Origin of the sequence: Pseudomonas sp. RIT-PI-r (genome assembly GCF_001297015.1) — a bacterium.
Classification (GTDB): Bacteria; Pseudomonadota; Gammaproteobacteria; order Pseudomonadales; family Pseudomonadaceae; genus Aquipseudomonas.
In genome coordinates this window covers 386,141-409,106 of sequence record NZ_LIGE01000047.1, presented here as the reverse complement: position 1 = coordinate 409,106, position 22,966 = coordinate 386,141, and the positions used below count along the sequence as shown (strand labels likewise).

Below are 22,966 nucleotides of genomic sequence, written 5' to 3'. Positions count from 1 at the left end.
TGTGTTTGGCTGCGCCAAACGGTCGCTGCGCTCCCACCCCCGGATCAATCCCTCCACTCAGCCTTCCGACGTCGCCTTACAGATCAAGAGCCGCAGCCGAGCTAACGCTCATCCTGTTGAGTGGTGAGGAGCGGGTGTTCGGCTTTGGTTTTGTGGTGGTTTGCCCCTCATCGGAACGCCGCCCGCCCAGCCCTCTCCCGAGGGAGAGGGAGAGGGAGAGGGAGCCGATTTGTGAGCTTTTCAGAATCTGAGTTCAACGCGGTATCGCACGTCGGCGTAGCTCATCCAAACACCTCGGTCAGTCCCCTCTCCCTTTGGGAGAGGGCTAGGGTGAGGGGCTTTTAGTTGTGTGCCGGTGACTGGGGGATTTCGTGGTTATCCAGCACTCGATTCACCGCCAGTTCAGCCAGCATGATGATCTGATGAATCGCCAGGATCGTCCGTCGTTGCGGCAGGTCGATGTAGGCGGCGATGTCGCTGGTCATGAGGCTGGCCTGTGCCAGGGATTCGCAGGCGTGGACCAGCAGGCTTTCGCTGTCCTGTTCCGGGGCGACCTGGAACATGGTGCTGGGTTTGTGGAAGCGCAGGGTGAGGGCGTTGGGTTTGAGGTAGTGGTCGAGGGCGCGATCGGCGGCTTCGTGGAATCTTTTTGAGCCGGGGAATTCGTAGGGGGTGGTATCTTCGTTTGCAGATGGATTTTGAGCAGGATTGAGCACGGTGAAACTCCTTGAAGTGCTCCATTCATAATTCGGACGACCAAGCCCGGTCGCTGATTCGTCAGCGACACCCAAAGCCTATCCACCTCACTTCCGACAGACAACCGACGCGACCTGTCGGAAACATCCGCGAAATCCTCAATCTGTAGGAGCTGCCGTAGGCTCGGGCCGCGTTCGGACGATCTTTTGATTTTTAAACGGCAAGATCAAAAGATCGCAGCCTGCGGCAGCTCCTACAGGGGCGTGGTGTGTTTAAACGTCAGTTGGCGACTCGGGCGCCGGCGAGGGTGCCGCTGAGTTCGTAGGCGGCCAATTCGGCTTGATGCGCCGCAAGAATTTCCGGCAACGACCCACGCAAATACTCAACCCACGTCTTGATCTTCGCATCCAGATATTGCCGTGAAGGGTAGATCGCATACAGGTTCAGTTCTTGCGAGCGGTAGTTCGGCATGACCCGCACCAGTGTGCCGTTACGCAAACCTTCGATCGCCGCATACACCGGCAACACGCCCACGCCCATGCCGCTGGTGATCGCGGTTTTCATCGCATCGGCGGAGTTCACCAGAAACGGCGAGCTGTTGATGGTGACCATTTCCTGGCCTTCCGGGCCGTCGAAGGCCCACTTCTCCAACGGAATCACCGGGCTGACCAGGCGCAGGCAGGCGTGGTTGAGCAGGTCGCTGGGCTTTTGCGCGGCGCCGTTGGCTTTCACGTACGCGGGGGAGGCGCAGACGATGCTGTAGGTGATGCCCAGGCGTTGCGAGACGAAGCCCGAGTCCGGCAATTCGCTGGCGAGCACGATGGACACGTCGTAGCCCTCGTCGAGCAGGTCCGGCACGCGGTTGGCCAGGGTCAGGTCGAAGGTCACATCCGGGTGAGTCTTGCGGTAGCGGGCGATGGCGTCGATGACGAAGTGCTGACCGATGCCGGTCATGGTGTGCACTTTCAATTGCCCGGCCGGGCGCGCGTGGGCGTCGCTGGCTTCGGCTTCGGCCTCTTCGACGTAGGCGAGGATCTGTTCGCAGCGCAGCAGGTAGCGTTTGCCCGCTTCGGTGAGGGCGATGCGCCGCGTGGTGCGGTTGAGCAAGCGGGTTTGCAGGTGGGCTTCCAGGTTGGAGACCGCGCGCGAGACGTTGGCGGTGGTGGTGTCGAGTTGCACGGCGGCGGCAGTGAAGCTGCCGGCTTCGGCGACACAACTGAAGGCGCGCATGTTTTGCAAAGTGTCCATGGGGTGCTCTCAAGGGAGATGGCAAATTGTGACACGAAGTTTCAGGGGCGAGACCCCCGACCAAGGGATTATCTCGTTAACCGTAACAAAGATTCACAGAAATCCCAGCTTATCGCCATTGAGGGCGCCCCCTAGAATTGCGCCGATTCCTGTAGGAGCTGCCGAAGGCTGCGATCTTTTGATTTTGTTTTAAGGGAATCAAGATCAAAAGATCGTCCGAACGCGGCCCGAGCCTGCGGCAGCTCCTACAGAGAACACGCCCCGCCTTATCCTCTTCTCAGGAATTCGCAGCTGTGCCGCGTCGCATCAACAGAGCGCTTTTGCCGCTCAGTGTTCTGGCTTTTACCCTGGGTCTTGGCGGCTGCATCTCAACGGACGGAATTGCCCCGCAGGGCAACGCGTTGGACGCCAATACACTGGCCACCGACGACGCCATCGCCCACGCCGCCCGTGACGCCAACTGGCCCACCGCGCAATGGTGGCAAGCCTACGGCGACCCGCAACTCAACCGCTGGATCGACCTCGCCGTGCAAGGCAGCCCGACCATGGCCATGGCCGCCGCGCGGGTGCGTCAGGCCAAAGCCCTGGCCGGCGTTACCGAAGCGGCGGAGTCGTTGCAGATCAATGGCGAGTCGACCCTAAAACGACACAACTGGCCGACCGATCAGTTCTACGGTCCGGGCGAGCTGGCCAACACCACCACCTGGGACAACAACGCGGCACTGGGTTTCAGCTACGCCCTCGACCTCTGGGGCCGCGAAAGCAATAGCAGCGAGCGGGCGGTGGATCTGGCGCACATGAGCGCCGCCGAGGCGCGGCTGGCGCAGCTGGAATTGCAGAACAACATCGTTCGCGCCTACATCGAACTGTCATTGCATTACGCGCAGCGCGACATCGTCGCGGCGACGCTTAAGCAGCAACAGCAGATTCTCGATCTGGCGCAGAAGCGTTTGAACGGCGGGATCGGCACGCACTTTGAAGTCAGCCAGGCCGAGACGCCGTTGCCGGAAACCCATCGGCAAATCGATGCGCTGGACGAAGAGATTGCCCTCAGTCGCAATCAGTTGGCAGCGTTAGCCGGTAAAGGGCCGGGCGAGGGCGCGCAGTTGCAGCGCCCGACACTGTCTCTCGGCGCTGCGCTGAAACTGCCGTCGGCATTGCCCGCCGAACTGCTCGGCCAGCGTCCGGACGTGGTCGCCAGTCGCTGGCAAGTGGCGGCGCAGGCGCGCGGGATCGATGTGGCGCACGCCGGGTTTTATCCCAACGTCGATCTGGTCGGCAGCCTCGGTTACATGGCCACCGGCGGAGGCGCGCTGGAGTTTTTGACCGGCAAGAAACTCAACTACAACGTCGGCCCGGCGATCTCGCTGCCGATCTTCGACGGTGGCCGACTGCGTGCCGAATTGGGTGAAGCCTCCGCCGGTTACGACATCGCCGTGGCGCATTACAACCAGACGCTGGTGAATGCACTGAAGAACATCTCGGATCAGTTGATCCGCCGCGAGTCGATGGACAAGCAGCAAGGCTTCGCTGCCGAGTCGGTGGCCACGGCGCAGAAGACCTACGACATCGCGATGATCGCGTATCAGCGCGGCCTCACCGATTACCTCAACGTACTCAATGCGCAGACGTTGCTGTTCAAGCAGCAGCAAGTGCAGCAGCAGGTGCAGGCGGCGCGGTTGAGTGCGCATGCGGAGTTGGTGACTGCGCTGGGCGGGGGCCTTGGTGCCGGCAACGACGTACCGTCGGCCGAGAAAACCCAAGCGCCGAAAACCCCGGCCCTCCTACGTTGAACACACAACCCATTGTAGGAGTGAGCCTGCTCGCGATAGCGGTGCATCAGTCGACAGAAATGTTGAATGTGAAATGGCTATCGCGAGCAGGCTCACTCCTACAGGGACCGCGTCTTGCCTGAATCCATGAGCACAATTAAATGACTCCCTTGCCCGCACCTCTGCGCTGGCTCTACTCCCTGGAATGGCGCCGTGGTTTCTTCGACTGGGCGCGCAGCGATGGCGTGACCTGGGTCTACATCTTCAAGGTGTTGCTCGCCGCATTCCTGACGCTGTGGCTGGCCATGCGCCTGGAATTGCCGCAGCCGCGCACGGCGATGATCACCGTGTTCATCGTCATGCAGCCGCAAAGCGGCCAGGTGTTCGCCAAGAGTTTCTATCGCTTCCTCGGGACGCTGGCCGGGTCGGCGATGATGGTCGCGCTGATTGCGTTATTCGCGCAGAACACCGAACTGTTCCTCGGTTCGTTGGCGATCTGGGTCGGCATATGCTCGGCCGGTGCCGCGCGCTGCCGTAACTTCCGCGCCTACGGTTTTGTCCTTGCCGGCTACACCGCTGCGATGGTCGGTTTGCCCGCACTGGCGCACCCGGACGGCGCATTCATGGCGGCGGTGTGGCGGGTACTGGAGATCTCGCTGGGTATTCTCTGCTCGACCCTGGTCAGCGCCGCGATCCTCCCGCAAACCGCCAGCGCCGCCATGCGCAACGCCTTGTATCAGCGCTTCGGCGTGTTTGCGCTGTTCGTCACCGATGGCCTGCGCGGGCGCAGCAAAGCCGAGTCTTTCGAGGCGAGCAACGTGCGCTTCATCGCCGAAGCGGTGGGCCTTGAAGGCTTGCGCAGTGTGACCGTTTTCGAAGACCCGCACATGCGCCGACGCAACGGTCGCCTGAGCCGTTTGAACAGCGAATTCATGGGCATCACCACGCGCTTCAACGCCCTGCATCAGTTGCTTGAACGCCTGCGCGTCAACGGCGAAGAGCACGTTGTAGCGGCGATCAGACCGGGCCTGCAGGATCTCGCCGAAGTGCTCGACGGCTTCAGCGGCCGCGCCCTGACCAGCCCCGATGCCGCTCGTTTGGCGACAGCGCTGGCGAGCTACAAAGAAGGCCTGCCGACGCGTGTGCGAACCCTTCGCGGGATCTTTCAGGACACCGATCCAAGTGAAGCCGAACAACTGGATTTCCACACCGCGTACGAATTGCTCTATCGCTTCGTCGACGACCTGCACAGTTATGCACAGACCCACGCGTCACTCGCCGATCACCGACACGAACGCGAGCGCTGGGATGAACCGTTCACCCCGCAAACCAACTGGTGGGCCGCTGCGGCATCAGGCATTCGCGCCTCGTTTATTCTGGTGGTGCTCGGCAGCTACTGGGTCGCCACCGCGTGGCCAAGCGGCGCGACGATGACCCTGATCGCCGCCGCCACCGTGGGCCTTTCGGCGGCCACGCCAAACCCGAAACGCATGGCGTTCCAAATGGCCTGCGGCACCTTCCTCGGTGCCCTGATCGGCTTCGTCGAGATGTTTTTCATCTTCCCGTGGATCGACGGTTTCCCTTTGCTTTGCGTGATGCTCGCGCCAGTGATCGTGCTCGGCTCGTTCCTCACCTCGCGGCCGCAATACGCCGGGGTCGGCCTCGGTTTGCTGATCTTCTTCAGTACCGGTTCAGTGCCGGACAACCTGACCATTTACAACCCCTACACCTTTATCAACGACTACATCGCCATGGTCATGGGCATGCTCGTTTGCGCGGCAGCCGGGGCAATTATTTTGCCGCCGAACAGCCGCTGGCTGTGGAAACGTCTGGAGCAGGATCTGCGCGGGCAAGTGGTCTACGCGATCAGCGGCAAACTCAAAGGCCTGGCCTCGAGTTTCGAGAGCCGCACCCGCGATTTACTGCATCAGGCCTACGGTCTCGCGGCGGGTGAGCCGAAGGTGCAAAAGAACCTGCTGCGCTGGATGTTCGTGGTGCTCGAAGTCGGCCACGCGATCATCGAGTTGCGCAAGGAACAGGCGATCCTGCCGGTGCACCCGGCCTATGCCGAATCGCAGCCGTGGCGCCAGGCAATTCGCGTGATGGGCCGCGCGCTGGTGCGATTGTTCCTGCAACCGAACTCAAGCAATCTCGAACGCGCACTGGTCGCGGTGGATCATGCGATCAGTCGAGTCGCGGCGACCGATGAGCCGTTCGCCCCGCATTTCGACACCTCCGCATTGCGCCGGGTGAAGAGCTATCTGCACTTCATCCGCACCTCGTTGCTCGATCCGCAATCACCGCTCGCTGCCTACGCCACTGCCAAGCCCGAAGGACTTGCCCATGCCTCGTGAAATCGCCTTCCACGGCGTGTACATGCCGACCATGACCCTGATGTTTTTCATCGCTGCGGCACTGGCCTGGGCGGTGGACCGGTTCTTGTCCGGCTTCGATTTGTACCGTTTTTTCTGGCACCCGGCGCTGCTGCGTCTGAGTCTGTTTACCTGTCTGTTCGGCGCCATGGCGCTGACTGTCTACCGTTGAGAACGATCTGATGAAAAAGTTTTTCAGCCTGCTCGCGACCCTGCTGGTGCTGGCCCTGGCATTGTGGATCGGCCGCACGTTGTGGGAGCACTACATGAACACGCCGTGGACCCGCGATGGCCGCGTGCGTGCCGATATCATCAACGTCGCCGCCGACGTTACCGGCGAAGTGATCGATGTGCCGGTGCGCGACAACCAACTGGTGAAGAAAGGCGATTTGCTCATGCAGATCGACCCCGAGCATTACCGCATTGCGGTCAAGCAGGCGCAGTCGCTGGTCGCTTCGCGCAAGTCGACGTGGGAGATGCGCAAGGTCAACGCCCATCGCCGCGCCGACCTCGACAACCTGGTGATCTCCAAGGAAAACCGCGACGACGCCAGCAACATCGCCGACGCCGCCCTGGCCGATTACCAGCACGCCCAGGCGCAACTGGAAGCGGCCGAACTCAACCTCAAACGCACCGAAGTGCGCGCCGCCGTCGACGGTTATGTGACCAACCTCAACGTGCATCGCGGTGACTATGCGCGCATCGGCGAAGCGAAAATGGCCGTGGTCGACATGAACTCGTTCTGGGTTTACGGCTTCTTCGAAGAAACCAAACTGCCCCACGTGAAAGTCGGCGACAAAGCCGACATGCAGTTGATGAGCGGCGAAGTGCTCAAGGGCCATGTGGAAAGTATTTCCCGTGGCATCTACGACCGCGACAACCCGGAAAGCCGTGAGTTGATCGCCGATGTGAATCCCACCTTTAACTGGGTTCGGTTAGCGCAGCGCGTGCCGGTGCGCATTCACATCGATGAAGTGCCGGAGGGTGTGCTGTTGGCGGCGGGGATTACCTGTACGGTGGTGGTGAGTCAGGAATCTGTTGATAACTGATAGATCGCGTCGTCTGCATCGCGAGCAGGCTCACTCCTACACACCGAAGATCCCTGCAGGAGTGAGCCTGCTCGCGATAAGAGCGACCCGGTATTTCAGACCAATACCGAACCATCACTCAGCGCAAAACGTCTCCTGCAAATGCCGCCAGACCACCCGCCCGGCGGCGGTCTGTTCAAACACCACCGTCGAACGCCGATCCGTATTCAATCCACTCGCGTCCGTCTGCTGCTCGCGGTAACTCACCGTCGCACCGCGCTCGTGTAATGCAATCCCGCAGAGTTCGCTGAGCTCAATTTTGAACCCGCGCTTCTTACCTCCAGCCATCTGAAACAAGCCGCTCAACACCTCGAAATCCAACACCCGGCCGAGCGGCGAAACCATGGAGAACTCAGGCGAAAATCGCGCCAGCAGTCGCTCCAGCTCAGCGTCGTCTCCCTCCACGGCAAACCATCGCTCGATGGCTTCGTGTGCCTGAATCACTTCCTCAAAATATTCGCTGTAGTCAGTCATGTAGATTTTTCCTTGGGTAATTGTGAAGTCAGCAGCGCGAGCACTGCCGTCGCATCGAACCGCAAAACACTGACCATCGGCAGCAACGTGAGCAGCGCAGCGGCCAGGAAGCAGTAGCGAAAACCCTCACCACCCAAAGCCCCCAACAAGGAGCTGAGCAACGCCGCGCCGAGGCAGAAACCGAGCTGACGATTGATGTTCCACAAGGCACTGGAGTGGCCCATTTTTTCTGGTGTGATACCGACAAACGCCAATGTCTGCGCGCTGACGCTGCACAGGCTGCCGCCCAGGCCCATCAGGGCGTAGGCGATGATCAGCGGCGTGCTGGCGGGTTGTTCGATGCGCATCAGCAAGACGATACCGAGGCATTGCAAAAGCATGCCGGCACTCAGCAACGGCTTGGGCCCGACTCGGTTGAAGCTGCGTTTTCCGAGCATGATCGCCACGCCCGAACCCACTGCCCATGGCAGCATCAACGCCCCGATTTGCGCTGCACCTAAGCCAAGGTTGTGCAGGTACAACACGGCGATCATGTGGGTGCCGGTGAAGACACCGGGCACGCACAGGTAGATCAGCATCGCCAGGCGCAAAGACGGATTCTTGATCAGTTGCAGTTCGAGGATCGCGTCGGGTTTGCGCCAGCCGTCACGCAGATAAATACACAGTGCCAAGAAGCTGAGCGCGAGGGTGAAGAGGCCGGGGATGCGGGTGTCTGTTTCACTCACCAGGCTTACGGCGATCAACAATAAACTCAGCGCCGTCGCGGCCAATAGCAGGCCGCGAGCATCCAGCGTCGGGCGTTCAGCCGAAGGCTGATCGGGTTTCAACCAGAACAGACCAAGGCCAAAAGCGAGCAGCGCCACCGGCAAATTCAGGTAGAAAATCCACCGCCAGGACAACGCCTGAACAATCAATCCGCCCGCTGCCGGCGACAGTGCCGGCACCATCAGCGCCACCAGCAACACCACACCGGTGAAATGCGCGCGCTGCGACGGCGCAAACTGTCGATACGCCAACGCTTGGCCGACCGGCAGCAGCAACCCGCCACCCAGCCCTTGCAACAACCGCCAACCGATCAAACTTTCAATTGAGCCCGCTTGCGCCACCAGAGCAGAGCCGAAGCCAAACAACAGCAGCGATGCGAGGATCAGTCGACGCTCACCGAATCGCGCCGCCAGCCATACGCTCAGCGGAATGATCAGCGTCAGGCCGAGCATGTAGGCATTGGTGATCCACGCCAGTTGTGTCACCGACGCTTGCATTTGTCCGGCGATGTCAGGGTAGGCAATGCTGGCGACGAACATGTTCAACAAGTCGAGGGCGAACCCCAACAGATACACCAGCGCGACTTTCGAGCGATAAGCCATGGCAGCTTCCCTGTGATGAGACGTGCAGGGTAGGGGGCTTTCAGTCATAGGAAAACGCTGGTTTGGCTGCTAGTTTGTCAAAATATTTTTGACATGGGGGTGGGCTGAATATGGTCAGTCTGGATCGTTTTGACACCTTTAAAGCCGTGGTCGAGGCCGGGTCGTTGACCGCTGCGGCCGAAACTCTGGGCCAGACGCGAGCGGTGGTGAGCTTCAATCTCAAACGGCTAGAAGAAGAGCTGGGCGTGACTTTGCTCACCCGCAATACGCGACAACTGGCGCTGACTGACGCTGGCGAACGTTTTTATCGACGCTGTTTACGCACCCTGGACGAGGCACGATTGGCGATCGAGGAAGCGCGTTCGGAGCATTCACAGCTCAAAGGCACGTTGCGCATCACCACCACGGTGGAGTTTGCCCTGGCACAGGTGGTGCCGGCGCTGGAGGTGTTTCGTCAACAGCAGCCACAGTTGAATATTCACCTGTCGACCTCCTCGACTCACGCCGATCTGATCTCCGAACGCTTCGACATGGCGATTCGCCTGGGGCGCATGCACGACTCCAATCTGCGCGCGGTGCAGCTGTCGACATTCGAGGTGTTTGCGGTGGCCACGCCTGCGTTGATCGAGCGTTTTGCCCCGGTTGCCACACTGGCGACGCTGGAGTCGATGCCAACGCTGGGGCACGGACGGGTGCCGGAAATGACCGTGAGCGATCCACACGGCGTGGAGCATTTCTACCAGCCCAAACCGGGTACCACGGCTATCGTTGCGGACAACTCGGCGACGCTCAGGGCGTTTGCGTTGACCGGGCAGGGTGTGGCGATTTTGCCGCAATGGCTGATTCAGGACGATCTCGATGCGGGACGGTTACAACGGTTGTTGGCGGACTACCGTTTTGCTCAGCAAGGGGTGTATGCGCTGTATCCGGATACCCGGCATTTACCGTTGAAGGTGCGAGCGTTCATTGATTTCATGAAGGGTTGGGGCTGAGGGTATGCGTTGCCAGGCCAGGCCTCTTCGCGAGCAGGCTCGCTCCCACAGGAAAACGCATTTCAAATGTGGGAGCGAGCCTGCTCGCGAAGGCGTCAACTCGGTCTCAAAGTTGCCCACCCAACCCGAACCGCTTCATCAACACCGACTCCAACAACCCCTTCGGCAACAACGCCGCCAACAGCGGCAACGCCCGGCTCCCATTGCCAATCCGGATTAGCCGTGGCGGTTTGCTCTGCTGCACAGCCTTGAGCAGTTCAGCCGCAAACTCACTCGCCGGTGTCGGCTTATCCTGCGAGGCCTTGGCCCGGGCGCGAATGCCCTCGCGCAATGGAAACCACGGCGATTGTTCATTGATCAGCTGCTCGGCCTCGTGCCCTGCATTCTTGGCAAAGCTGGACTGAATCGCCCCCGGCTGCACCTCCATCACACGAATACCGAACGGCGCCAGCTCCATGCGCAAGGCATCGGTCAAGGCATGTACGGCGGCTTTCGACGCGCAATACGCACCGGCAAACGGGGTGACCAAAACCCCGGACACACTGCCGATGTTCACCACCAGCCCCTTGGCCCGGCGCAATACCGGGAACAGTGCACGCGTGACGCCGACAATCGAAAACACATTGGTCTCGAACTGGCGTTGCATTGCCGTTACACCGCCATCGAGCAGTGGCCCCATGGCGCCATAACCGGCGTTGTTGATCAGCACATCGAGGCCGCCATGTTGCTGGCTGATCCGCTCGCCGAGTTGCTCCAGCGCCACGCTGTCATTGACGTCCAGTTGCACCGCAGTAAATCCGGCACGGCTCAGAGCTGCAACATCGTCAGCCTTGCGCGCACTGGCCCAGACTTCATAACCCGCCGCTTTGAACGCATCGGCAAGGGCGCGGCCAATGCCGCTGGAACAACCGGTAATCAACGCAACGGGCATGGCGCATTCCTTGTGCAAAAAATCGGAGAAGGTCGATCAGTCGGAGAAACTGCCTTGCAAACGCTCGGCGCGAAACTCCAGGGTCTGCGGGCGATAGCCGGGGCGCAGCGGCGGCAGCGGCAGACAATCCTGCCAATTGCCGCCGGCCTGTAATTCACCGGGGCCGCGATAACGTGGGGCAGTGTACTGATTGTCGGCAAGGTTGACCGTATCGCCCGGCGCGTAGGCGGCGATGCGCCAGCGCAATTCGGTCAGCGGTACATTGTTGCCATTGTTCATTTTCAGCTGCAAGGGACGATCAGCCGGGCACTGTTCGGGCGCATAACTGATGCGCAACTCAAGCCGCGCCAATTGCTTGATCTCGCGGTTGTCCAGCCAGACGACCCACATCGCCACCAGCCCGAGACCTATCGCGGCGGCCACCGAAACCGGCAAGGCCTTGGCCGGGTAGCGCAGTAACAGGATCAGCCAGGTGATGACCAGCAGGATGCCGATGAACATGTTCGAGTCTCCGCAATCACGTGAACTTCATCCTACCGAAGGGCAAAGCAAATGGACATGAACGCGAGCGGGATTTGCCGCCGGTCGGCACTGTCATTTCTGTCAGTAGCCTGAGCGTTGTCCAACTGCTCAGATGCTCTGCAGCAGTTGAAATCGACTTGTCCTGCGGAGTAGCGCTATGGATCTGCACTACAAAACTCCTCGACTCGTAGTGGTCGACCCTCGCGGGTTAACCATTTGCAGCCTCGATTACTGGCGTGCCGACGCCAGTCTTGCGGCGCAATCGCGTACCAGCCGAATGGTCTGTGACGAGGCCGGGCGCACGATCCGGCAGTGGGATCCGCGATTGTGGGCGCAGCAAGCCACCGACCCGCAAACACCGGCCAACCTGACGACGGTGTATGCCCTCAGCGGTCAGGAGTTGCGCACTGACAGTGTCGATGCCGGGACGCAGATCGAACTGCGGGGGCTCGCGGCTGAAGTGCTGATGACCTGGGACAGCCGCAGCAGTGTGCGTGAAATTGAATATGACCTGATGCGGCGTCCGCTAGCGGTGTTCGAAACTGCTCCTGCGCAGCCGCGGTCATGTGCCGAGCGTTTTGTCTACGGCGCGCCGGGTCAAGGCGAGCAAGCGCGAAACCAGTTCGGTCAGTTGATCCGTCACGACGATCCGGCCGGCAGCCTGCAGTTCAACCGTTTTGCACTCAGCGGCCATCGCCTCGAAAGCACTCGCCACTTCACGTTGCAACTGACCAGTGCGGACTGGCCCGAACCGATCGACGAGCGTTTGCAGTTACTGGAGCCTGGCGACGGTGCGGTCAGTAGTTGGTGTATCGGAGCACACGGGCAAGTACTCGAACAAATCGATGCCCGTGGCAATCGGCAGAGGTTCACCCAGACTGTCGATGGCCGGTTGCACGCTATCCGGTTGCAACTCAAGGACGAGCCCGTCGAGCAGGTTCTGGTCAGTGATATCCACTACAACGCCGACGGCCAGGTCGAGCGGGAAACGGCCGGCAACGGTGTGCGAACGAGTTTGCAGTACCGGCCGCAGGACGGTCGCCTGATGAATCGTCACGCGCGCAAAACTGGCGGTGCGATATTGCAGGATCTGATCTACGCCTATGACCGCATGGGCAACGTTGTCAGCATCAGGGATCAGGCAATGCCGATCCGCTATTTCGCCAACCAGCGTATCGATCCGCTCAGCGAGTTTGTCTACGACAGCCTTTACCGGTTGATCGTGGCGACCGGGTGGGGGACGGGTGCAGCGAGTCAGGGGGCGAGTACGCCCGGTCGTACTGACCCCGCGGCAGTCAGCAACTATCAGCAGAATTATCACTACGATACGGGCGGCAATCTGAGGAAGCTGAATCATCTCGGTGGACAAGGCCAAGGACGTGAGTTGCAAGTTGCCCGTTACAGCAATCGCGGTTTGCCCTATCTCAACGGTGTGCCGCCCAGCGAAGCGCAGATCGCGGCGGCCTATGACATTCGTGGCAATCTGCTCGCGCTGGATCAAGGGCATAACGTGCAGTGGAACCTGCGTAATCAGTTGCAATCAGTCACCCCGGTGGAAAGGCGCGGCGGGCTCGACGATCGCGAAGTGTATGTGTATGACGCCAGTGGTCAGCGTGTGCGCAAGATCCGTTCGCTGCAGACTAACGCGCGCACCGTCATCAACGAAGTGCGCTATTTGCCGGGGCTGGAGTTGCGTACCGACAGTGCTGGCGAGGTAATGCAGGTCATTTCGGCACAGACCGGACTCAACAGCGTAAACGTGTTGCACCCGCAGGATCGACCATCTTCGGACAATGATGATCAGTACCGTTACTACTTCTGCGACCACCTCGGATCGGCCAGTCTTGAACTGGCCGAAGACGGGCGAATCATCAGTCAGGAAACGTTCTACCCATTCGGCGAGACGGCATGGAACCGGGAGTCTGAAGTCAGTTATCGAACGATTCGCTACTCCGGTAAAGAGCGCGATGCAACGGGTCTGTATTACTACGGCTATCGGTATTACATCCCGTGGTTACAGCGCTGGATGAACCCGGATCCCAAAGGCTATATCGATGGGAGCAACCTCTACACAATGGCACTGAACAACCCCGTTACCTATATCGATAGCGACGGAGCGGTTACCCGTAAACAGTTGGCCAATGGCTTATGGGAACCGGTCATTGCCACAGCTTCCGATCGCCAGATCCCCGCCCTCGCATTCAAGGATAAAGGCGAACCCAATCGATTTGTACCTGCGATGGGCAACCCGACCAATATCGGCAAGGCATTGCAAGCACCCGAGTTCGGCAAGGTTGTGGTCGACACCAAGTATTTAGACCCGACGCCTGGGCGTTATTCCAAAGCTGTCGTCAACGGCCTCAGTAATACCGCGGGCGGCGCCGAATTCATCTTCACGATGGATAAACTGGCTTACTCAGGCGCAAGCAGTGGTGCTTTCAACGCATTGAGAATTGTCGACATCGCTGCCGGCGAGATGCCTGATAAAGCCAACGCGGTCGCCGGCTATTGGGCACCTCAGGGGGGCTATGTCGATATCCCCGTCAATCCGTCCGGGGTCCAGCCGGATCACGTCTTCACCCCGGCCTTCAGTGGTTGTTCGCTGACGGTCGAGCAGTTGAACAAAAACGTGCTTCGAGTGCGTCATGTGGAAGGTGGCAAGGAAGATGCCCAGTTCAATAACCTGCCTCGTAGCGAACGTGGTTTGGGTCTCGGTGCTGCGATGGAATACCCCGATTACGGTTTTGCCGTTAACGACAGTGGACAAATGCAGGAGTTTAAAAACGCTTTTGCATTCATGAAATTCGATCGAAAACTGCAGGCATGGAATATCCATTATCAGACCGTTGAAGGAACTGCCAGTATCACCCGTTATCAACCGGGCAAGAGAGGCTTGTTCACCAGAACAAATGCCAGTGTATCTGCGCATGCCTTTACTAAAATCCGCCAGTCGATGAGCAAGCGTGTGGCGATCGCGCGTTAACTGGCAAGGGTATGAAAAAGCGTTCGATATCGTCTTCATTGGCGCGGCAATCGAACGCGACCGTGGGTCGTAACTGTAATTTCTGACAGTAGGCATCCGGGCGTCCGAGCGGTTATATGTCTTCGCTGGGACGAAATGGCGCAGTCATTGAATGTAGGGTACGAGACATATGGGGGTCCATTACAACACTCCGACGCTTACGGCGAGCGACCCTCGTGGGCTTTTGATTCGCACGGTCGACTATTGGCGCGGCGATGGCGTCGGCGCCACTCAAAGTCGCATCCACCGCACCTTGCATGACATGCCCGGGCGCGCTGTTGCGCAGTGGGACCCGCGTTCGTGGGCACTGCAAATGTCCGACCCACAGACCCCGGCCACTCTGGCCACGGTTTACTCGTTGAGTAACCAAGTGTTGCGCTCGGATAACGTCGACGCTGGTACGCAGGTCGCGTTGTACGGTCTCGGCGGGCAAGTGCTGCTTGATTGGGACAGCCGGGGAACCCGTCGTGACGTGGAATATGACGTATTGCTGCGACCGGTGACGATGTTCGAAGAAACCGTTGCGACGCCGCGCCGGTGCGTCGAGCGTTACAGCTATGGCCGGCTCGGAGCCGGTGACCCGAACAGAAATCAGCTCGGCCAGTTAATCCGCCATGACGATCCGGCGGGCAGCGTGTTGTTTGAAACCTTTGCGATCAGCGGCCAATGCAACGAAAACACTCGCCACTTCACCCAGGATCCCGTCACCCCCGATTGGCCCGAACTGATTGAAGAACGTGCACGGTTGCTTGAGCCGGGCGAGGGCGCCACTAGCCGATGGCGCTTTGGCCCGCTTGCTCAAGTGCTCGAACAAGTCGACGCGCGAGGTAATAGGCAGGGGGTTGAACTGACAGTCGACGGGCGTTTGCGTGCCGCGCATTTGCAGTTGAAGCACCAGGCCGATAGCCGACCGATGGTCAGTGACATTCGTTACAACGCCGACGGGCAAGTCGAGCATGAGTTGGCGGGCAACGGTGTACGCAGCACATTGGCCTATCAGCCGCAGAACGGTCGTTTGACCAGCCGCAGTGCTAGCAGCACCAGCGGCCAGTTATTGCAGCAATTGGTCTACGCCTACGACCCGATGGGCAATGTGTTGAGCATTGAGGACAAAGCCCAGCCCATCCGATTTTTTGCCAACCAGCGCATCGAGCCGATCAGCCGATTTACTTACGACAGTCTCTATCAATTGAACGAGGCGAGCGGCTGGGAGGCGGGGGCGCGGAACCAGGGGCCGGAGTTTGCCGGTCGCGCCGATCCGGCGGCATTCAGCAACTACCGGCAAACCTATCGTTATGATGCCGGCGGCAATTTGCTCGAGTTGACGCATGTCGGTGCTCAAGCCCATGGGCGTCAATTCAAGACCTCCCGCTACAGCAATCGCGGCCTGCCTTGGCGCAACGACCTGCCGCCGACCGAGGAGCACATTGCAGCGGCCTTCGATGCACGCGGCAATTTGCTCGAGCTGGATCAACGCAGACGGGTGCGATGGAACATGCGCAACCAGTTGCAATCGGTCAGCCCGGTGGAGCGGATGGGCGAATCTGACGATCAGGAAACTTATCTTTACGACGCCGGGGGGCAACGCGTACGCAAGATCAGGTCTTTGCAGACTAATGCGCGCACGGTGCTCACCGAGGTGCGTTATCTGCCGGGACTGGAGTTACGTATCGACAGCGCTGGCGAGACACTGCAGGTTGTTTCGGTACAGGCCGGGCTTAACAGCGCCAGTGTCCTGCATTGGCAAACGCTGCCTCCGCCCGGTGGCAATGATCGCTATCGCTACACCTTCACCGATCATCTCGGCTCGGCCAGTCTCGAGTTGGGCGAAGACGCGCGGATAATCAGTCAGGAAACCTACTATCCATTCGGCGAAACGGCGTGGAGCAGCGAGTCCGAGGTCAGTTACCGTACCGTGCGTTATTCGGGCAAGGAACGTGATGCCAGCGGGCTGTACTACTACGGCTTTCGGTATTACATCCCGTGGTTGCAGCGCTGGATAAATCCGGATCCGGCTGGGGCCATTGACGGTCTGAATCTTTATCGGATGGTGCTTAACAATCCCGTAACGCTTGTTGATGGTGACGGTAGGAAACCACAAAAACCGGATGTGTCGTCGTTGCCACCGCCCCGTCCACCGCCACCACGGCCTGCCCCCCCGGCGCCGCCCGGTGCCGGCCCGATGGCTCCGCCTCGGCCACCGCTTCCCGGCGCGGGCCCCATGGCGCCACCACGACCACCGCCGCCGGGATCGGTAGCGCAAGCCCCGAACGTGTTTCAGCCTGTGATCCTGGCTCCCGGGAAACAATCAGCCAACGTCGCTTCAAAAAGCTGGCGAACTCAAGACTATGTAGATCTTTCCCGTCTCGCGAAGACAGCGAATCAATTGTTTGGATTACAGGTGGGGGCGATCAATGTTGTCGATGTGACGCATGAACAGCTCACCGAAAAGATCCGTGAGATTCCCGGTAATGGCAGTATGTACTTCAATAAAGAAAATCTTGCCGCGAATCCTCCTGCGTGGACTTCGCCCAAGGGCGTTATCTATATGGGGGTCACTGCGCCGGATTATTCGGAAAATGGCCGGCTCAACGCCGACAAGATACGCTCAACGATCGTCCATGAAGCCATGCACTACCTTTCACATGCACATGTTGGCTTTCAGCCATTAACGGATACGAGCGTTGCCAATAGTAACTATGACGAATACATCGCCGATTTTTTTGCCTACGAAGTGTTCACTGCGATGTACCCGGGGGCCGAGTATCAAACGGCCTACTTCACCACGAATGTCGGGGGGGGACCTCAGCATTGGGGCGGAAACATGGCGAAATTCATGATCGATTCAGGTCATGTGACCAAGCAGGAATTGCACACAGCGTTCTTTAAAACCGGAAAGCTCAAGGCGTTGTCGAGTCAGCAGTTGGACAACTGGAAAACGTTCGCAAAGCAGAAAGCAAGGCCTTTGAAAATGGGCTGATTCGAAAGAAAAAGCCCCCGCCCAACCCACTGCGGATAGGGGACGCAGCGGGCTGGACGGGGGCTTCTTGTCTTGCTGAACGTTATTGCGCGATGGTTTTCACCGACACGCCGCGCTCGACCGGGGTGGAGCGACCGTAGATATCTTCGAAGCGTTCGATATCGTCTTCGCCCAGGTACGAACCCGACTGAACTTCGATGATTTCCAGCGGGATCTTGCCCGGGTTGCGCAGGCGATGCACCGAGGCAATCGGGATGTAGGTCGACTGGTTTTCGCAGAGCAGGAACACGTTTTCATCGCAGGTCACTTCGGCGGTGCCGCTGACCACGATCCAGTGTTCGGCGCGGTGGTGATGCATCTGCAGCGACAGGCACGCGCCCGGTTTCACTGATATGTGCTTGACCTGGAAACGCCCGCCCATGTCCACCGAGTCGTACGAGCCCCACGGACGGTAAACCTCGCAGTGGTTCTGGGTTTCGCTGCGGCCTTGCTCATTGAGCGTATTGACCATTTGCTTGACGCCCTGAACCTTGTCTTTGTGGGCGATCATCATGGCGTCTTTGGTCTCGACCACGACAATATTTTCCAGACCGATCACCGACACCAGTTTGCCGTTGCCGTGGATCATGCAGTTCTTGCTGTCCTGAATGACCACGTCGCCTTTGCTGACGTTGCCGTTGGCGTCTTTCTCGTTGACTTCCCACAGCGACGACCAGCAGCCGACATCGCTCCAGCCAGCGGTCAGTGGCACTACGCAGGCGCGCTGGGTTTTTTCCATCACGGAATAGTCGATGGAGTTGTCCGGGCAGCAAGCGAAGGTGGCTTCGTCGAAGGTCACGGTGTCATTGTCCTGCTCGCTGCGCTCAAGGGTCAGCAGGCAGGTGTCGTAGATGTCCGGATCATGCTTTTTCAGCTCTTCGAGGAAGCGGCTGGCGCGGAACAGGAACATGCCGCTGTTCCAGTAGTAACCGCCGGATTCGACGTACTCGGTGGCACGTTTGACGTCGGGTTTTTCGACGAAGTGCGAGACGCGGCTAACGCCTTCGGGCAGCAGCGAATCGCCGGTGGACTTGATGTAGCCGTAACCGGTTTCCGGTTTGGTCGCCGGCACGCCGAACAGCACCATTTCGCCGTTTTCGGCGGCGACGGTGGCCAGGGCCAGAGCGCGTTGCAGGGCTTTCTGGTCTTCCAGCACGTGGTCAGCCGGTAGCACCAGCATCAGTTCGTCACGACCTTCATTGACCAGCATCATCGCGGTCAGCGCCACGGCCGGCGCGGTGTTGCGGCCGAACGGTTCCATCAGGATGCGCTGGCATTCGAGATTGCGATTGGCCAACTGCTCGTTGACGATGAAGCGGTGATCCTTGTTGCAGACCACGATCGGGGTGTCCATGCCTTCGAACACCAAGCGCTCGAGGGTCTGCTGGAACAGTGTGTGTTCGCCGGTCAGGGCGAGGAATTGCTTAGGGAACTGCTTACGCGAAAGCGGCCAAAGACGTGAACCGCTACCACCTGACAAGATCACCGGAATCATATTGTTTACTCCATAAAATCGATTGGTTAGAGGCACGAACGCTGTGTCGTTTCACTCTTGTTTTTGTTTCGTACCGAGAGGCCGCCGCATTCCCTTGTAGGAGCTGCCGAAGGCTGCGATCTGTTGATCTTGATCTTCATAAAAAGTCAAAAGATCGCAGCGTGCCGCAGCTCCTACAGGGGTCAGCGTCTCATCGGGAAATTTGTTAGCGGGTCGACACCGGGCGTTTCACCCAGACTGGCGACAGGCTGCTGCCGCTGCCGGTGACGTACAGCACCGCGGCTTCACCGCGTTCCAGGGCGACCGGTTTGACGTCGCCGACTTTCTTGTCGCCTTCGTACAGCGCCAGGCTGACTTTCACCGGGTTGATTTCACGCTCGCCACGGCCCTTGGCAGCCACGTTCGGCACCACGTCGGTCTTGCCGTCGGCGGTCTTCAGGGTCAGCGGCTTGTCGCTGAGGTTCTGCACGCGTACCAGGGATTTCTGCTTGTTCTTGAACGGCGGCTCTTCGATCAGTTGCGGCGCGCCGGAAGCGTTGTTGACCAGGGTGTAGTAATGGTCACCGGCGAGTTTCACCGGCAGGGTCTGGCTGCCGACCTTGGCGCTGTAATCACCGCCCGGCATGAAGCTGAAGTCACTGCTGGCCAGTGGCGCAACGTCGCTCAGATTGGTGCTGCCGACAGTGGCGCTGACTTCAGCGTTGCTGGCGTTATAGACGCGCACAAAGGACGAGCCTTTCGGTGCGGTCGGGCCGTACAGCGCGGCATCGCCACCGGCAAAGGCAGGGACGGAAAGCACGCTGAGGCCAGCAACCAGAGCGAAGCTTTTAGCGAGACGACGAGGAGTAGTAGTGAAAGTCATGGTGTACCTCTCTTTCAGTTTTGCGCCCGATCGGGCGTCTCGGATTTAGTGTTGATTGCTACGTTTTGTTGGCGCGCGCCGGCTTGTTTAAGCTCTGCGACCCACTGCGGGTCGGCGTCGCCGATTTCGTTGTTCACAGGCAGATATCGTTCAGGAAACTCCCAGATCAGCACCTGTGGCGGGCTGTTCTTGAAGTCATCGCTTTTCAGGTAGCTGAGCATCGGCAGGATCGGGCCGTGGCCGTCTTCGGCGTAGCTCACCACGTCGCTGTGCAGCGCTTGTTTCAGCGCACCAACGAAGTTCCAGTTGGGGTTGGCGCTGTAGCTGGTGCCGACCAGTGCCACCGGCACTTCGTTGCTGGCGAACAGCGCGTCGTCACCGGCAGGCTGCTCGCCGGCCGCGACGGTGTTGCGCTTTTGCAGCGGCTCTTGCGCCGGCATCAGGTTTTCAAACAGCGGATCGAGCGGCAGGAACAAGCGCAGATCGCCCTTGTGCGTAACCTTCTCCGCCGGGGTGGTGACAAAGCGCTGCGGCTCGCCACTGAGCGGGAACTTGTCGGCGATGGTTTTTGCCAGGGTGTTCGCGGCGATCTCGGCGCCTTCCGGCGTCCAGTGGGTGTCGGTGCGCAGGAACACTTGCTGACCATTCTGCTTGGCCTGTTGCAGTGGCTTGAGCAGGTCAGGGGCGAGGATCTTGTCCGCCGCCACGCGGTGGTGGAAATCCTCATAGAGATTTTCGTGAATGCTCGCCGGTTTCACTTCACCCAGATGCTCCGGGTATAGACGAACCTTGGCCGGCACGATCGCCATCACCAGTTTCACGCCTTTGTCTTTCAGGGTCTGGCGCACGCCTTCGACCAGCGCGTAGTTGCCTTGCAGGTTCAGCTCTTCGTTGACGATCGGGTTGAATTCCTCATCGCTGTACAACCACTGATCGCGACCGAGCACCACGCCCGGACGACCTTCGTTGAACAGTTTGAAATCCAGCGCGGCCCAGAGGTTGGTGCCCAGACGCTTGATCGGGAATTCATCGTCGTAGTGCGTTTCCACAGCCTTGGTCCAGCGGCCGTTGAGCACCGTCGCATCGGCATTGGTGCTGAAGCCGAAGAAGCTGCGAACCGACCACAGACCCAAGACTAACAAGGTCACCAGGAAGAGGGCGATGTAGAAGATGCGTAATGAGCGGGTCATGTCAGATCCCTCAGAACTGGAAGTAAAGGAACGGCGAGAAGCTTTGCGCCGAGAGTTTGAGAATCGAGGCGATGAACAGCAGCAGGATCAAGCCGCGCATCACGTAGCGCGACCAGTCAGCGCTCCAGTAGGCCGGTTGCACCTGGGCTTCGACGCCGACGGTGTAGCCAGGCTCATGGATGCTTGCCGGGTTTTCGCCAGGCGCTGCCTTGATCATCCCCGGGGTCGCCGTCGCAGGGCCGTTGGCCTCGACGTTGACTTCAGGTCTGGTTTTGGCTGGCGGCTGATTGGTGTACAGATCGCGCAGACCGAAGAAGGCCAGCGTCACGTACGCCACGACCAGAGTCGCCACTTGCAGACCGGTGAGGCTGGCCTGATTGAGTTCCGACAACGACCATTCACCGAAGCTGAACATCGCGCCATACATACGACCGGCAACGTGCAGATTCTCGGCGCGGAAGATCACCCAGCCCATGACCACGAGCAGGAAGGTCAGCGCCCAGCGGATCGGATTGAGGCTGCGCGGCGAGGTGTCCAGGCCCAGCGCTTTTTCAATCGCCAGCCACATGCCGTGCCAGGCGCCCCAGACGATGTAAGTGATGTTCGCGCCGTGCCACAGACCACCGAGAAGCATGGTCAGGAACAGGTTGCGATAGGTCATCAGCGTGCCTTTACGGTTACCGCCGAGGGTGATGTACAGGTAGTCACGCAGCCAGGTCGACAGGCTGATGTGCCAGCGACGCCAGAACTCGGTGATCGATTGACTGATGTACGGCTGTTTGAAGTTTTCCATGAAACGGAAACCCATCATCAAGCCCAGACCAATGGCCATGTCGCTGTAACCGGAGAAGTCGAAATACAGCTGCGCGGTGTAGGCCAGCGCGCCGAGCCAGGCATCACCCGTAGTCGGGTTTTGCAGGGCGAAGCAATGGTCAGCGACCACTGCGAGGGTGTCAGCGATGAAGACCTTCTTGATGAAACCCTGCATGAACCGCGTGCAGCCCTCGGAGAACTTGTCGAGGGTGTGCGTGCGGTTGTTGAACTGGTCGGCGAGGTCGCGGAAACGCAGAACCGGGCCGGCAATCAAGTGCGGGAAGATCGCCACGAACGCGGCAAAGTCGATCAGGTTGCGCGTGGCCGGGGTGTCGCCGCGATACACGTCGATGATGTAGCTGATCGATTCGAAAATGTAGAACGAGATACCGATCGGCAGCAGCACGTGGGTGAGGATGAACGGCTCAAGACCGACCGATGTCATCATCGCGTTGATGCTGTCGACGCCGAAGTTGGCGTACTTGAAGTAGCCGAGGATGCACAGGTCGACTGCGACACCGAGCAACAGCCAGCGCTGCGCCGGTTTGGTTCGTACGCCGGCGGCACCGACTTTGAGGCCGATCCAGTAGTTCCACAGCGTGACGGCGGCGAACAGCGCGAGGAAGTCCACACGCCACCAGGCATAGAACACGTAGCTGGCGATCAGCAGCAGCAAATTGCGATAGCGTTGCCCGCTCAAGTAGTACAAGCCGAGAAAGATCGGCAAGAACAGAAACAGGAACACGTTGGATGAAAATACCATCCCGATCTCTCCATGTTTGAACCAACAGTCAAGGGCCAAAGCCCCCCCAAACCCCCCGTGGTAGTGGAGGGGTGAAACGGTGTTTCTGTCAGGGTTGTGCCGGGCCTTGAAAACCTGCCCTCACCCCCCGCCCTCTCCCGGAGGGAGAGGGAGCCTGATCTCCATGGTTTTCAGCAAAGGAGATCGACTCGATATTTCTTTGCAGCCTGATCTCCATAGTTTTCAAAAATGGAGTTCGACTCGGTATTTCCTTGCAGCCTGATCTCGATTGTTTTTCAACACCTGAGATCGACTCGGTATTTCATTTCGGCGTAACTCGCACAGCCACCTCGGTCAGTCC

17 protein-coding genes are annotated in these 22,966 nt (G+C 59.5%); 7 read left to right on the top strand and 10 right to left on the bottom strand.

The genetic code is table 11. The features are described from left to right. Nucleotides 1–341: 341 nt before the first annotated feature. Nucleotides 342–716 carry a DUF6124 family protein gene (locus AK821_RS29200; RefSeq protein WP_064393325.1) on the bottom strand — a complete coding sequence of 125 codons (375 nt, stop codon included), beginning with the start codon at nt 714–716 and terminating at the stop codon, nt 342–344. 259 nt (nt 717–975) lie between these two features. Beyond that, nucleotides 976–1,944, bottom strand: coding sequence for a LysR family transcriptional regulator (locus AK821_RS29195; protein WP_064393324.1), 969 nt, complete (start codon nt 1,942–1,944; stop codon nt 976–978). A 293-nt stretch (nt 1,945–2,237) separates the two neighbouring features. Here AK821_RS29195 and AK821_RS29190 point away from each other — a divergent pair, with 293 nt between their 5' ends. The 4 genes from AK821_RS29190 to AK821_RS29175 all read left to right on the top strand — a co-directional run bounded on the left by AK821_RS29190 (nt 2,238) and on the right by AK821_RS29175 (nt 7,137). Next, entirely contained in the window at nt 2,238–3,737 is a 1,500-nt protein-coding gene (locus AK821_RS29190; RefSeq protein WP_064393323.1) for an efflux transporter outer membrane subunit, read from the top strand. Between the two features lie 140 nt (nt 3,738–3,877). After that, nucleotides 3,878–6,070: an FUSC family protein gene (locus AK821_RS29185; RefSeq protein WP_064393322.1), complete on the top strand. Its 2,193-nt coding sequence runs from the start codon at nt 3,878–3,880 to the stop codon at nt 6,068–6,070. Next, nucleotides 6,060–6,260, top strand: a complete 201-nt coding sequence (locus AK821_RS29180) for a DUF1656 domain-containing protein (protein ID WP_007914106.1) — start codon at nt 6,060–6,062, stop codon at nt 6,258–6,260. Before AK821_RS29185 ends, AK821_RS29180 begins: the two co-directional genes overlap by 11 nt. Before the next feature lie 10 nt (nt 6,261–6,270). Next, nucleotides 6,271–7,137: an efflux RND transporter periplasmic adaptor subunit gene (locus tag AK821_RS29175; protein ID WP_064393321.1), complete on the top strand. Its 867-nt coding sequence runs from the start codon at nt 6,271–6,273 to the stop codon at nt 7,135–7,137. A 114-nt stretch (nt 7,138–7,251) separates the two neighbouring features. Here AK821_RS29175 and AK821_RS29170 read toward each other — a convergent pair whose 3' ends face one another. Together AK821_RS29170 and AK821_RS29165 are read right to left on the bottom strand one after the other, a co-directional pair. Next, the gene (locus AK821_RS29170; protein WP_064393320.1) at nt 7,252–7,650 is read right to left on the bottom strand and encodes a hypothetical protein; all 399 of its coding nucleotides are present in this window, start codon (nt 7,648–7,650) and stop codon (nt 7,252–7,254) included. Further along, nucleotides 7,647–9,017 (bottom strand): MFS transporter, encoded by a 1,371-nt coding sequence (locus AK821_RS29165; RefSeq protein WP_064393319.1) that lies wholly within the window; start codon nt 9,015–9,017, stop codon nt 7,647–7,649. Before AK821_RS29165 ends, AK821_RS29170 begins: the two co-directional genes overlap by 4 nt. Before the next feature lie 110 nt (nt 9,018–9,127). On the opposite strand from AK821_RS29165, the gene AK821_RS29160 reads away from it, so the two are divergent. Next, a complete protein-coding gene (locus tag AK821_RS29160; RefSeq protein ID WP_064393318.1) occupies nt 9,128–10,009 on the top strand; it encodes a LysR family transcriptional regulator in 882 nt (293 codons plus the stop codon). Nucleotides 10,010–10,115: 106 nt separating this feature from the next. Here the strand turns inward: AK821_RS29160 and AK821_RS29155 are convergent, their stop codons facing one another. Together AK821_RS29155 and AK821_RS29150 are read right to left on the bottom strand one after the other, a co-directional pair. Next, nucleotides 10,116–10,940 (bottom strand): SDR family oxidoreductase, encoded by an 825-nt coding sequence (locus AK821_RS29155; RefSeq protein ID WP_064393317.1) that lies wholly within the window; start codon nt 10,938–10,940, stop codon nt 10,116–10,118. A gap of 36 nt (nt 10,941–10,976) precedes the next feature. Further along, nucleotides 10,977–11,441 (bottom strand): hypothetical protein, encoded by a 465-nt coding sequence (locus AK821_RS29150; RefSeq protein WP_064393316.1) that lies wholly within the window; start codon nt 11,439–11,441, stop codon nt 10,977–10,979. 178 nt (nt 11,442–11,619) lie between these two features. On the opposite strand from AK821_RS29150, the gene AK821_RS29145 reads away from it, so the two are divergent. Next, nucleotides 11,620–14,445 carry an RHS repeat domain-containing protein gene (locus tag AK821_RS29145; protein ID WP_064393315.1) on the top strand — a complete coding sequence of 942 codons (2,826 nt, stop codon included), beginning with the start codon at nt 11,620–11,622 and terminating at the stop codon, nt 14,443–14,445. A 169-nt stretch (nt 14,446–14,614) separates the two neighbouring features. Continuing rightward, complete coding sequence (locus tag AK821_RS29140; RefSeq protein WP_082355506.1) at nt 14,615–17,464, top strand: RHS repeat-associated core domain-containing protein; 2,850 nt, start codon at nt 14,615–14,617, stop codon at nt 17,462–17,464. An 82-nt stretch (nt 17,465–17,546) separates the two neighbouring features. Here AK821_RS29140 and AK821_RS29135 read toward each other — a convergent pair whose 3' ends face one another. The 4 genes from AK821_RS29135 to AK821_RS29120 form a co-directional block, all read right to left on the bottom strand. Further along, a complete protein-coding gene (locus AK821_RS29135; RefSeq protein WP_064393313.1) occupies nt 17,547–18,998 on the bottom strand; it encodes a mannose-1-phosphate guanylyltransferase/mannose-6-phosphate isomerase in 1,452 nt (483 codons plus the stop codon). A gap of 205 nt (nt 18,999–19,203) precedes the next feature. Next, the gene (locus tag AK821_RS29130; RefSeq protein ID WP_064393312.1) at nt 19,204–19,860 is read right to left on the bottom strand and encodes an alginate O-acetyltransferase AlgF; all 657 of its coding nucleotides are present in this window, start codon (nt 19,858–19,860) and stop codon (nt 19,204–19,206) included. A gap of 14 nt (nt 19,861–19,874) precedes the next feature. Further along, on the bottom strand, nt 19,875–21,050 hold the full coding sequence (locus AK821_RS29125) for an alginate O-acetyltransferase (RefSeq protein WP_064393311.1): 1,176 nt from the start codon (nt 21,048–21,050) through the stop codon (nt 19,875–19,877). Between the two features lie 10 nt (nt 21,051–21,060). Next, nucleotides 21,061–22,626, bottom strand: coding sequence for an MBOAT family O-acyltransferase (locus tag AK821_RS29120; RefSeq protein ID WP_064393310.1), 1,566 nt, complete (start codon nt 22,624–22,626; stop codon nt 21,061–21,063). Nucleotides 22,627–22,966 lie beyond the last annotated feature (340 nt).